We start from the raw sequence: 13,195 nt of genomic DNA, 5'->3' as shown, positions 1-13,195 counted from the left end.
TGATCAAATGTGCAATCCCACCGTGAAATCAGCGCTTTTCCTGTTTTTTTCTTTTCTTTACGCTGTACCCGAAAGTGCCCAGGCTTTTGCCTGTTCCCAAATATTCACCATGGGAATATACGATCGGTTTTGCTTTATTCAGTTGAAATTTATTATTCTTATCTATGTACTCCTGCTGGGCATGGACTGCCAGAACCTCTGCAAGAAACATGTGATGGGAACCAAGCTCCCTCACCTCTGTTACCCTGCATTCAATAGATACCGGTGATTCCTTGATCATAGGTGCCTTTACAAACTGTGCCGGCTCCTTGGTAAGATGGGCTTCTTTAAATTTGTCCACATCCCTTCCTGAACGGACACCACAGTAATCTGTAGCAAAAGCCAATTCCTCAGTGGTAAGGTTGATCACAAATTCTCCGGTCTTTTTAAGCATTTCGTAGGAATATCTTGACGGGCGCACAGAAATATAAACCATAGGCGGATTAGTACATATGGTTCCTGTCCAGGCCACTGTAATAATGTTGTCATTCCCCTGTCCGTCTGTAACGCTTACCATCACTGCCGGAAGAGGATACAGCATATTCCCAGGTTTCCATGTTTCTTTCATAATTTTTATCTATCCTTCTGTATTCTTTAATGCTCTTTATCCTAACGATTTTTATACAATGGTCTTTACTGTAATGATCTTACTGCAAGATTATGCATATTCGTTGGTCATAAGCTGTGCAGCTTCCATCATCGCAGGAATGATCTGCTTCTTTCTTGAAACCACTCCCGGAAGCATAAATGCTCCGTTCTCAGGCTCAATATGAAAAGCAGACTCTGCCATTTCCCGGCTGCCTTCTCCATAGTAAAGAAGCATAGTAGACTCGTCCAGGATATTAGTAAGCATAAAATAAACCCTGGTAACACCATGCCGCCCGCATTCGCTTACCATAAATGGCTCCAGCCTCTCTTTGATCTCCAGAAGCTCGTCTTTGTCCATGGAACTGATCTGTCCCACGCCAAAAGTAACATTTCCTTCTGCAATAAATTTCTTGTAATCCTGATAAAAAATCTCTTCCGGAGACTTGTCCTTCAGATTGCTGCCTGCCTTAAACATTTCCTTTGCAAATTCTTCTATCTTAATATCAGCGATCAGTGCCAATGCACTAGCAGCAATCTTATCCTGCTGCGTGCATGTAGGGGAACGAAACATCAGCGTGTCTGAGATGATTGCCGCACAGAGAAGTCCTGCGATCTTTGGCGGAATCTCCAGCCTTTCTTCCCCATAAATCTTATAAAGAATGGTGGCTGTGCAGCCTACCGGTTCATTCCGAAAGCTGATAGGCTTCATCGTCTCCAATGATCCCAGCTTATGGTGATCAATGATCTCAACGATCTCAGCTTTATCTATATTATCAACTGCCTGATCCTTCTCATTATGATCTACCAGAATCACCTTTTTCCTGTGCATATCAAGAAAATTACGGCGAGAAATAGTACCTACGCATTTCCCCCGCTTATTGATCACAGGAAATGCACGGTGACGGTGTTTAATCATAACATCCTGAATATCATCTGTAAAGTCTTCTGTATTAAAAGTCACCAGATTATCCCTTTTCATTACAAATCTTAAAGGAATACTCTGGTTGATCAGCCTTGCAATTGTAAAAGAATCACATGGTGAGGTGATCACCACAATGTTCTTCTCATGTGCAAGAGATAGCACCTTCTGAGATACCTCAACGCCCATACCCACAATGATACAGCTTACATTTAGTCTGATTGCCTGGATATGGTCTTCTTCACGGTTGCCCATGATCACCATATCGTCTTCTTTTACAAATTCCTTCAGTACCTGAGGATTGGCAGTGCCTACAAGCACCTTACCCTTTACAAAATAAGCATGTTCATTACCCTCAACTACCTTGCCGCTAAGGGTTTCCGCAATCCTTCTGTACTGGGTCCTGGCATTAGACAGAAAGTAACTATCTGTTGTATCCATGTAAGTCTTTGCAATATCTCCGATGGTGACAAGGCCTTCCAGTTCTCCGTCCTTGTCCCGGATGGGCAGTGACACAATACTATTCTCCTGCATCATATCCCATGCATTCTTCAGGGACATACTCTTATCCGCCTCAGGACTGACACGAATATCCATATCCTTTACCTGTGTACCTATATTTCCCAGATATGCAGGAGGCTGTACCCCAAAACGCTTCAGTACATACTGAGTCTCTTCATTGATCTGACCTGCACGCTTGGGAATATATTTTTTTACAAGGCTTTTTTGATTCTTAATGTCTGCATAAGCAATGGCAGAACAGATGGAATCCGTATCCGGATTCTTATGTCCTATTACAAATATTTTTTCCTGTGTACCCATTCATACCGTCCTTCCACGATCCAGAACCCTGATCAAAGCTTGATGTTTGCAAACAGAGAACCAAGGGATGTTGTAGCCTGTTCTCCTGAATCAGGAATTTCAAAAGTTTCTTCTTCTACATCTTTTGCCATCAGGTCGGAAGCCTCTTTAATGCTCAGGCTTAACTTACCGTCCTTCACAGAAATCACTTTTACCTTAACAGTATCTCCTACTGTCAATACTTCTGAAGGCTTCTTGATCCTTTTCTCACAGATCTGTGAAATATGGACAAGACCAGAAAGACCATTTCCCAGATCAACAAATGCGCCATAAGGCTGCAGGCTTTCTACTTTTCCTTCCGTAACAAAGCCCGGCTGAATATTTGAAATTTTGTTCTTACGCTCTTCCTCTGCCTTCTCTCTGAGAAGCTCTTTTGCAGAAAGAATCAGCTTCTTGCTATCTTCATCAACATCGATCACCTGTACCTGAAGATGCTTATTCAGGTAATCATTGGTATCCTCCACATAAGAAAGTGCCAGCTTAGATGCAGGGATAAAGCCTCTGATGCCTTCTACATAGGCAACTACACCGCTGTTCACAACTCCCTTTACAATCACATTGATCACTTCACCGGAAGCTTTCATCTCTTTTAAACGATCCCAGGCCAGCACATCAGTGGCCTCCACCCTTGAAAGCAGAATATTCCCATGTCCGTCATCTGTACGCACTACTGTGGCAGAAACCTCATCACCTACATGCACATCTTCTTTCAGGTTAAAACCAGGCTCCCTGCTGTAATCCTCTGCCGGAATAATACCTTCTGCATAATATCTCAGGTCAAGCACTACTTCCTTCTCATCTACACTGATCACTGTACCGGTAAGAATGTCTCCCTCCTGTACCTTCTTAAAAGAAGCCTCCAGCTCCCTTTCATAATCTTTCATTGTTTCAGACATAATCTATTCTCCCATCTTTCAATATTAATTATTCTCATTGTAAATAATCCATATCCTTATAGTATTACTTTTAAAAATGCATTCCACAGATAATTCTCATCTTATCTGAAGTGAATTATAGCATACTAGCTGAAAAGATGAAAATATGGATTTTTATATTTTTATATAACATTTTGCTTTCTTCTTGGAAATAAAGATAAACTTTCCCTAAAAACGAGGAGTGCCCCGGTAGTGGTTTACCGGGGCAATTATTATGAAAAAATTTTATGTGTAATGGTGTCATTACAACGTCTTTGGTATTGTTCTTTCGAACTGATTACATCATAGCAGTTACTTGTGAACAAATTATGAACCTGTAGTGAACTTTTAGCTTTTTTGCACAATATTTTCTGTTTTTCTATTCTTTTTTTATAAAATTACCACATGCAATTTTTTCATAATGTTTTTATTTATTGTATATTTAGTACATTAAAGTGATAAATTAGAACCATCCTTTTACTAAATTAAGAATCTTCTTCAGGAATCCTTTCACATCATTCTTCTCAACTCCAAGAGCATCCATCTTGTCAAATACTGCATTTACATCACTGCGAAGCTCATCCTCATCAATATTGGCATCCTTTACCTTTCTGGCAAGGTCTACCAGATTGTCCTTCTCTGAATCTGTAAGACTGATCTGGAAAGCATCCGCTGCCTCATTGATCACAGTACGGATCTGATCATCAGTTACATCCTGCTGTCCGATCTTGTCCTTCACATACATGATAATGTCTACTGTCTGATCCGGATCGCTGAATACTGCATCCACTCCACTGTCGATCAGAGCTTCCAGAGAAGAAGTATCAAAACCGGAAGCTATCGCCGGTACCGGTACAGAAAAAGCAAGTGCCCCAGCCATCATAATACCTGTTAATTTCTTTATGTTCTTCAAAATAATAACCTCCTGTTAAATAACCAAATGATCTTTATGTCTCATAATTTCTCTATGATATCATCAAATCATTACATCCTTACGATCCGTTTCTTATATCATAAAGTTCGGTTTATTATAACACAGTTGGTATTTAAAATTTGTAAAATATATATAAAATTTCTATAATCATTTTATAAGTAATATCCAAAAGAAAGTTATAATTTTCACTCAATTCCAAATCTCAGTTACAATTATTTTTTTTCTCGTTCATTGTTTTTTCATAATATAAACATGATTCCATCACAATTTATGGATATACTAAAAAACGTAAAAATAATACAGCCAACATTATTTTTATAAATTTCTTTTTCATATGTTAATTACCAATACGGTAATTAACTCTCCTTCCTTTTAAAAAATATATTTGAGACAAAATAAAAAGCATCCGCCTAGCCAACGGATGCTTTTTATTTTATTTTATTTATATTCTGGAAAATTCATTGGAAAGCTGTGCAAACTGCTCCAGCGTCAGTGCCTCTCCTCTGATATTCAGCGGAATACCAGCACTTGTCAGCGCACTTTCGATCTGCTCCTTCGTAAAAGACAATTCAGAAGCGTTCTTAAGTCCGTTTACCAGAGTCTTTCTTCTCTGATTAAAGGATGCCCGGATAATGGCAAACATCAGTTTCTCATCATCTACCTTTACCGGCGGCTCCTGAAATCTGGTAAGCCTGATTACAGCACTTCCTACCTTTGGCCTTGGCATAAAACAGTTTGGCGGAACATTGGTCACGATCTGTGGCCTCGCATAATACTGTACAGCCAGTGACAGTGCTCCATAATCCTTAGTACCCGGACCTACCTGCATCCTGTCTGCCACTTCTTTCTGCACCATAATAGTAATACTGTCCAATGGTACCTGATTTTCAAATAATCCCATAATAATAGGCGTTGTAATATAATATGGCAGATTGGCAACCACCTTTACCGGACGTCCACTGTTCTTCTCCTGGGCCAGCTTACATACATCTACCTTCAGGATATCCTCATTGATCACAGTTACATTATCCCAGTCCTGTAAGGTATCCTGTAAGATTGGAATCAGAGAACGGTCGATCTCCACCGCTGCCACTTCCCTGGCAGCCTCTGCCAGATACTGGGTCATCGTACCGATACCAGGACCTATTTCAATCACAAAATCATCCTTTGTTATCTGGGCAGCTTCAATGATCCGTTCCAGAACGTGGGTATCAATTAAAAAATTCTGCCCAAACCTTTTCTGGAATACAAAATGATACTTTTGAAGGACTTCAATGGTATATTTTGGATTTCCAAGATAAGGTCTGGGCATTTTTTAATCTCCTTTATTTTGCAAAATCTTTCTCATAGAGTACGATGTATCCGTCTCTGTCAACTCTTTTTTTCTTGTTGAATTTCAGAAGGCCTCCCTGAGATCTGGAAATTGCATTATCCAGAAGCTCTTTCACAGAACCGATATTCATTGGCTCATCTTCTTTTTGGTTGATGCCAATCAGATTATAAAGGGCAAGCATTCCCATCTGATCGATACGGTATCCATTTTCTTTTGTATAAACTCTTGCGAAATTCACAAGCTCATCATTAGTGAAAACAGGTATATTGATCATGGATGTGAACTTCTTTGCAAACTTTGGATATTTGGCAATCAGCTTCCTCATGCCAATCTTCTCATCTTCAAGGATCACTGTAAGACCATCCGTCCTGAAATTCATAGCTTTATCCAGTTCTTCTACAGTCTCCGGAGTAAGGGAATTGGCTTCCTCAATCACCAAAAATCCACCGGAAAGCTTATCTACTACCTTTGACATATCCATGCCATTGATCTGGTCAGCAAATACGTAGGCTACTTTTGAAGCTTCAATATTTCTTTCTTTACAAATAGCAGGAATAAGACTTCCGATCAGCCTTGTCTTACCTGTATCATGACCTCCCATAACAATAATATTGCCTGTTTTTGAGGTCTTATCTGCTGCTGCCAATTGGGCGTCCAGAAGAGCGTCCAGAAGCTGCTCCTTCATACCGGGAACCTTTACAAAATATGTAAACAGCTTTTTCTCCTCATCAGTCAGTGTACGCTCTCTTGGGATAATATCCATAGGATCTCTTTCATCCTTAGGCTGAATAGAATCAATAAACTGCTCTAATTCCTCTTCCTCAGAAAGAACCGGCTTCTCTTCTTCTGACTCTTCATTCAATGGCTGTATCTCTTCTGCAGCTTCAGGCACTTTCGGTGCAGCCTTTTCTTCTAATTCTTCTATCGGCTCATCATCTGCACTGTAATCGTTGGTAAATAATTCTTCATCTTCCAGTCTTGGGATCTCAGGTACAGAAGATTTCTCAAGGCTTTTCTCTTCAGGCTTCTTCGGACCATTCAGGAATTCAGCTTCTGCTTCCTGCAGATCCTCCTCGGAAAGAAATTCTTCTTCCTCAAGTTCCACCATTTTCTTTTGTGGTGAAGGCACTTCTTCTTTTTCAGGAATCTTTTCTTCTTTGGAAACAAGAGTTTCCTTTACTTCAGGTTCTTCTGGAATATTGATGCCCTGGGCACTTGCTGCTGCCAGAATGGTATCTTCCAGATTAAATTCTTTGCCCTCTTTCTGATTGGCAAAAACAGGAGTATCATCCAGAACTGCCTTAGGTACCTCTGGTGTTTCTTCTGCTTCAAAATTCTTCATGGACTCCGGAATTTTAAGCTCCGGCATGGTGAAATTCTCTTTCAGATCTGCAGATTCTTTCTTTTCTGCAGCATCCTCTTTAACCAGAATGGACTTGCCGCTCTCAGGCTCCAGTGCAGGTGCATTCGCCAGTTCTTTATCTGAAGGCTTTTTGATCATCTCATCCTCTGCACCATACTCCTCGCTTAAAAGCTCTTCATCCGATTCCATACGTTTACCGAAAATGTCACGGATTCCTTTGGATATCTTCTCCTGAAGACTTTCTACTCCGCTCAGGTCTTTATCATTGCCAACCGGAATACTTTCGATCAGTGGCTGTTCTTTTTCTTCACTGCTTTCTTTCGGCTCCTCGCCTTTGTCCTTCAGACTCTGTACTTCCTCAGGTGTAAACAGCTTAGGCACAAACTGCTGCTCATAACGCTGCTTCTCATCTCCTGTAAGTGCTCCCATACGAAGCTTCAGATCCATGGCACGCATCACATAGCTACCTTCATTAAACCACAGGATCATCTCATTACATAATTCAAGACACTTTTCCTTTTCGCCTGCCTGATAATAAAGATTTGCCAGCTCATAAGACCATTTCTCTGTAAATTCTTTTTCTTTATATTCTTCAAGAACCTTGATCTGTTCACTGATAGGAGCATTCTTTGCACTTAAGATCTTATATTTCAGAACCAGAAGCGTGCTGTCCCCTGGGGCAACCTCCTTGTATTCCTGATAAAAATCCTTAGCCTCCTCAATGTCCCCCATCTTCAGAGAAACCTCGATCAGACGGTAAAGAATATTCTTGCCGATAGGTGCCCTGTGATAAGCCAGAAGAAAAATCTCCTTACTGTCCTCATACCGCTTATTGGCAGCATAGATCTCACCTACTACACAAAGAGTACGTACATTCTTTACACGGCGCCAGTCAATACTGTCAACAACGCCCATAGCCCCCTTATAATCCTTGTTCTCAACAAGGTGATTAATCTCCTCCAGCTTAATACGAAATTCTTCCTTGTCCAAAATTTTCACCAACTTTCCAATACCAACTCACAATTACGGATAGTTTATCATAAGCAGTCATGCTTGTCAAAAAATAAATGTTACTGTTCACAGGTAACTATGAACGTAATAAACAGAAACACTGTTTCACGTCTATTCAAGAATGCCTCGGCATTCTTGCTGCGAGGTGCGCGTCATGCAATTGCATGACATACTTCTCCTGCGCACCTCTGCAATCCTGCCGGAGGCTATATCAGCTAGGGGATTGACTCCCACCACTGATACCAGCTTGTTGCTCACCACCTATAGAGGTGGGAGGCATCTCCCAGCTAATGTACATGACCAGCAACAACCTGAAAAACCTTATTAATGTGAAACTGCCTGCTTACAAAATCATCAAGTCCTGTACAGGTGATCAATGTCTGTATATCATGGATGCAGTCCAGGAGACAGGACTGCCTGCTGCTGTCAAGTTCAGAAAGCACATCATCCAGAAGAAGCACAGGCTTATCCTTAATGATTTTTTCTACCAGATATATTTCTGAAAGCTTCAAAGATAAAGCTGCTGTCCTTTGCTGTCCCTGAGAACCATATTTACGGATATCAATGCCATTGACCATTACACAAAAATCATCTCTGTGGGGTCCTGTAGAACTTAAGCGCATACGAAAATCCCTGTCTCTGTTCTTAAACAAAGTCTCTTCAAAATCCTGGTCACTTACATTTGGCTCATAAAGGATCTCCAACAGTTCCTCCCTGCCCGTAAGATTCTTATGGATTTCCCGGATAATATCATTAAGTTCTGCCACAAAATCCCTTCGCTTAGTAATTACCCTCTTCCCATAATTAACCATCTGCATATCCCATACATCCAGAGTGTCCTTCAGAGATGTATTCCCCAATATCTCCTTCAGCAGCTTATTCCTCTGATTCAGTATATGATTATATCCTGCCAGGTCTGTAAGATAAAGCCGGTCAAGCTGGCAAAGCTCTGAATCCATAAACCTTCTTCGCTCTGAAGGACCGTTTTTGATAATATTCAGATCCTCCGGCGAAAAGAAAACCAGATTTACCACACCTAGCAGTTCTCTTGCTTTCTTGATAGGCATTCCATTAATTGCCACGCCCTTTGCCTTATTTTTACGAAGATGCATATCTATTTGATAATTCATCCTGTTTTTACATACATTCATCCGTATGTGGGACTCATCCTGCCCGAAACGGATCACTTCTTTATCCCGGCTTCCTTTATGGGAACGGCTTGTACCACACAGATAAACAGACTCCAGGATATTTGTCTTTCCCTGCGCATTATCTCCGTAAAAAATATTGGTTCCCTGATCCAGATGCAGTTCAAGATTCTCGTAATTTCTGAAATTGCTTAATTTGATGGATTCAATATACATGGGACTGCTTATTCACTTTCTCCTTCAACCTGCACATCCTGTCCATTATAGGAAATCGTATCGCCCACATATAGCTTACGGCCTCTGCGTGTGTCAACCTCTCCGTTTACTTTTACAAGTCCGTCACTGATCACATATTTTGCTTCTACACCGTCAGATACCAGATCTGCCAGCTTCATTGCCTGTCCAAGTTTGATAAATTCGTCTCTGATATGGATAACCAAAATAATCCGCCTCCTGATGTTTTTACTGTTTACATTTTATTTTTTACACAGATCCGGCTTTCTATCTGTGTCAGTTATTTTCTCTTCTTTTATCTTGCCTGATTCTGATTAATGTTCACAGGCAGGATCAGATACGTATAGGACTCCTCATCATCCCTGATAAAGCATGGAGCCTTGGGATTTACAAGATAAATATTAATGTTTTCATCATCAATGACCTTCAATGCATCGATCAGGAATTTAGGATTAAAGCCGATTACAATATCCTTTCCATCTTTTGAAATATCAATATCCTCATTCATAGAACCCATGGCAGAATCGATTTTCAACTCCATACTGCTGTCTGTAATGGAAATAATGATAGGTTTTTTATCACCTTCACGTACCAGAAGAGTGGCACGGTCAATACAGCTTAAAAATTCTTTTTTGTTAATAGTCAGCTTAGTCTCATAATCGCTGGAAAGCATCTGGTCAATCCTGAAATATTCTCCTTCAATCAGTCTGGATACTACCATTGTCTGGTCAAATTCAAAAAGAATATGATTTTTTGTAAAGAAAATGCTTACCTGTTCATCTACTTCGCCAGAAAGGATCTTGCTGATCTCATTGAGAGTCTTACCTGGTACCACCACTTTTTTGTCTGAGTAATCTCTTTTCAACGGCATTTTACGAATAGCAATACGGTGTCCATCCAGAGAAACTATTTTCAGACAATTATTTTTTATTTCAAACAATTCACCGGTCATTAATTTGTTGTTTTCATTCACTGCAATTGAGAAAATTGTCTGACAAATCATATTTTTCAATGTGTACTGGGATAAAGTCAAAGGTTCATCCCTTTCAATCATTGGCAAATAGGCAAAATCTTCTCCGGATTTGCCGGGAATCGTAAATTTTGCTTTTTCACAGGTAATCGTTGCAGTAAATTTATCATCTGTTTTGATGGTTACATCATTATCAGGAAGTCTTCTTATGATTTCGTAAAAGATTTTAGCATCTAGTGCAACCATACCTTTTTCTTCAATAGTACCCTCAACTATGGTTTCAATACCAAGTTCCATATCATTTGTTGTAAATTTAATCTGACTGGCTGATGCATCAATAAGAATACATTCAAGAATCGGCATGGTTGTTTTTGATGGAACTGCTTTTAATGAAATGCTTACGCTTTTCAGAAGATTATTTTTAGAGCAGATAATTTTCATAATGTGTATAACTCCTTTTCTGGCTGATGTGGGTTTTTATGTGTTTAAATAAAAGAAGAAATCCGAAGTAATCGCCGTAGGGGGTGTGAAAATGTGAATAACTTCATAAAAGCCCCAAAATCAAAGGGTTCAAGCATTGGATAACTTCGTGTAAAATTCAGGTTTAGGTGTGTGAATAACTTGTGTAAAACAAATGTGGAAAAAAACGGGTAAAAAAACCACTTAAGTTTTCCACATTAAACCACATGCTATACACAGGGTGTGTGGATAAGCGATGTTAATTTTGTGGATTAATCTTTTTCTTTAAGATGTCAATGGTATTGTTAAGATTACTGTCTGTAATTATTTCCTTTTCCATCTTTTCGATACCATGCATAATAGTGGTATGGTCACGGTTTCCAAGGGATTTACCAATGCTTTTTAATGGTGTGGAAGTAAGTTCACGGCAAAGGTACATTGCTACCTGTCTTGGAATCACGATTTTGGAGCTTCGCTTATTGCCGCAAAGATCAGCGGTTGTTACATTATAATGTTCTGCAACAATGGAAATAATATATTCAGGAGTTATAACTCTCTTTTCATCAGGTGAAATAATATCCTTTAATGCCTGTTCAGCCAGTTCTAAGGTAACATCTTTTTGTTCCAGCTTTGCGGAAGCCATTACTTTATTAAAGGCGCCTTCCAGCTCACGGATATTAGATTTGATATTATTGGCAATGTATTTGATAACTTCTTCATTAATATTATAGCCGTCCATTTCTTCTTTTTTGTGAAGGATGGCCATACGTGTTTCGTAATCTGGCAGGGTTATATCTGCGATCAGTCCCCATTCAAACCTGGAACGGAATCGTTCTTCCAGGATCTCCATATCCTTTGGCGGTTTATCTGAGGAGATGATGATCTGCTTTTTGGCGCTGTGCAGGCTGTTAAAAGTATGGAAAAATTCTTCCTGGGTGGATTCTTTACCTATAATAAACTGAATATCATCAACCAGAAGAACATCGATATTACGGTATTTTTCACGGAATTTGGTCATGGCAGAATTATTTCCATTACGGATCGTCTCGATCAGTTCGTTGGTAAATTCTTCACTGGTAACATAAAGTACCTTACTTTTTTCGTTATGTTCAATAATAAAGTGGGCAATAGAATGCATCAGATGGGTCTTTCCAAGTCCGGCACCGCCGTAGATGAAAAGCGGATTATATGCTTCTCCTGGTGATTCTGCAACTGCAAGGGCTGCAGCCTGTGCAAATTTGTTGTTGCTGCCTACGATAAAGGTATCAAATGTATATTTGGGATTTAAATGTGCTTCTTCGCAACGGATATCCTGCGCTGTATGGCTGTTGCCAGAAGAAACTGTTTTTTTGGCTGGTACGTCTTCGGGAAGGATAAAACGCACATCACAGTTGTCCATGCCTGCAACTTCACTGATGGTTACCTGCAGAGGAAGCTTATATTTCTTTGTAATATAAGAAAGCCCTACCTGCTCAGAGGGCACGATGATGGTGACTACATTACCATTTACTTCATATACTTTAAGGGGTTTCAGCCATGTATTAAAGGAAACCTCAGAAAGATCATGTTCTGTTTTTACTATATTAAGGATTTCATCCCATTTTTCGATTACTGTGTTCATTTTTTCCTCCCGTGGTGCATTGATAAAAGGACATAAATATCCTTTTATATATTATAATAAATTTCCTGGTTTCGCAATGAGAAAATAGGGCAGTGATGGAAAATAAATGGTGGGTAATGAGAAGAATAATGTGGATTAGATGGGTTGTTATCCACATTTTAGCTGTGGATTAGTGTGGATAACAGTGGAAATAACCACACAGGTTTCCATAAAATCCGAAATAGCGACAAAATGGTTTAAAATAATGTGTATAAGTTTATCCACTGTCCACCACTTGAAAAAAATGGCTTTTTAGCAAAAGGTGTGTATAAATATGTCGAAAAAAGTGGATAGTTTTATAGATTATTGACAAGTTATCCACAAGTTATCCACAAATTGTGGATAATATTACGTAAACCATTTAAACTATCCACTATTTCCCAAAATGGCAAAAAAAATGAGACGAAAAAAAGCCGGAAAATTCCCATTTTATGCTTGACGTATCAGGTTTTTATGAATATAATTGAAATGATGTTCTGATTAGGATAGATAATTAAAATGATAAATAGATAAAGGAGGTGCTTTACCTATGAAAATGACATTTCAGCCGAAAAAAGGATCAAGAGCAAAGGTTCACGGATTCCGTGCACGTATGAGTACAAAAGGCGGACGTAAAGTTCTGGCTGCCAGAAGATTAAAAGGAAGAAAGCGCTTATCTGCTTAAGCAGGACAGCTGTCAGCAGCCAATTTTATATGCTGGAGCAATAAGAATGCTTGACCCGTTAAGACCGCAGATATGTGGTCTTTTCTTCTATAAAGAAT

Annotated in this window: 11 protein-coding genes; 1 reads left to right on the top strand and 10 read right to left on the bottom strand. The window is 39.5% G+C overall.

The window, feature by feature from the left end:
* Window positions 1-28 precede the first annotated feature (28 nt).
* The 10 genes from AB5916_RS14465 to dnaA all read right to left on the bottom strand — a co-directional run bounded on the left by AB5916_RS14465 (window position 29) and on the right by dnaA (window position 12,394).
* The gene (locus tag AB5916_RS14465) at window positions 29-610 is read right to left on the bottom strand and encodes a flavin reductase family protein (RefSeq protein WP_368191561.1); all 582 of its coding nucleotides are present in this window, start codon (window positions 608-610) and stop codon (window positions 29-31) included.
* Window positions 611-697: 87 nt separating this feature from the next.
* Window positions 698-2,368 carry a putative manganese-dependent inorganic diphosphatase gene (locus AB5916_RS14460; protein ID WP_158422152.1) on the bottom strand — a complete coding sequence of 557 codons (1,671 nt, stop codon included), beginning with the start codon at window positions 2,366-2,368 and terminating at the stop codon, window positions 698-700.
* 32 nt (window positions 2,369-2,400) lie between these two features.
* Entirely contained in the window at window positions 2,401-3,303 is a 903-nt protein-coding gene (locus tag AB5916_RS14455) for a 30S ribosomal protein S1 (protein WP_368191545.1), read from the bottom strand.
* 481 nt (window positions 3,304-3,784) lie between these two features.
* Window positions 3,785-4,234 carry a DUF1002 domain-containing protein gene (locus tag AB5916_RS14450; RefSeq protein WP_173727402.1) on the bottom strand — a complete coding sequence of 150 codons (450 nt, stop codon included), beginning with the start codon at window positions 4,232-4,234 and terminating at the stop codon, window positions 3,785-3,787.
* Window positions 4,235-4,697: 463 nt separating this feature from the next.
* Window positions 4,698-5,567 carry a 16S rRNA (adenine(1518)-N(6)/adenine(1519)-N(6))-dimethyltransferase RsmA gene (gene rsmA / locus AB5916_RS14445; RefSeq protein ID WP_368191544.1) on the bottom strand — a complete coding sequence of 290 codons (870 nt, stop codon included), beginning with the start codon at window positions 5,565-5,567 and terminating at the stop codon, window positions 4,698-4,700.
* Window positions 5,568-5,580: 13 nt separating this feature from the next.
* The gene (locus AB5916_RS14440; RefSeq protein ID WP_368191543.1) at window positions 5,581-7,950 is read right to left on the bottom strand and encodes a hypothetical protein; all 2,370 of its coding nucleotides are present in this window, start codon (window positions 7,948-7,950) and stop codon (window positions 5,581-5,583) included.
* 299 nt (window positions 7,951-8,249) lie between these two features.
* Entirely contained in the window at window positions 8,250-9,326 is a 1,077-nt protein-coding gene (gene recF, locus AB5916_RS14435) for a DNA replication/repair protein RecF (RefSeq protein ID WP_368191542.1), read from the bottom strand.
* Between the two features lie 8 nt (window positions 9,327-9,334).
* Window positions 9,335-9,553, bottom strand: coding sequence for an RNA-binding S4 domain-containing protein (locus tag AB5916_RS14430; protein WP_368191560.1), 219 nt, complete (start codon window positions 9,551-9,553; stop codon window positions 9,335-9,337).
* An 86-nt stretch (window positions 9,554-9,639) separates the two neighbouring features.
* Window positions 9,640-10,755: a DNA polymerase III subunit beta gene (gene dnaN / locus AB5916_RS14425; protein ID WP_158422159.1), complete on the bottom strand. Its 1,116-nt coding sequence runs from the start codon at window positions 10,753-10,755 to the stop codon at window positions 9,640-9,642.
* Window positions 10,756-11,032: 277 nt separating this feature from the next.
* The gene (gene dnaA, locus AB5916_RS14420; protein ID WP_158422160.1) at window positions 11,033-12,394 is read right to left on the bottom strand and encodes a chromosomal replication initiator protein DnaA; all 1,362 of its coding nucleotides are present in this window, start codon (window positions 12,392-12,394) and stop codon (window positions 11,033-11,035) included.
* 568 nt (window positions 12,395-12,962) lie between these two features.
* On the opposite strand from dnaA, the gene rpmH reads away from it, so the two are divergent.
* Window positions 12,963-13,097, top strand: a complete 135-nt coding sequence (gene rpmH, locus AB5916_RS14415; protein ID WP_158422161.1) for a 50S ribosomal protein L34 — start codon at window positions 12,963-12,965, stop codon at window positions 13,095-13,097.
* Window positions 13,098-13,195 lie beyond the last annotated feature (98 nt).

Origin of the sequence: Blautia sp. 1033sp1_1033st1_G9_1033SCRN_220408 (assembly GCF_040929965.1) — a bacterium.
GTDB classification, from domain to species: domain Bacteria; phylum Bacillota; class Clostridia; order Lachnospirales; family Lachnospiraceae; genus Blautia_A; species Blautia_A ammoniilytica.
The sequence above is the reverse complement of the archived record's forward strand: the minus strand, read 5'-3'. Positions and strand labels throughout refer to the sequence as shown.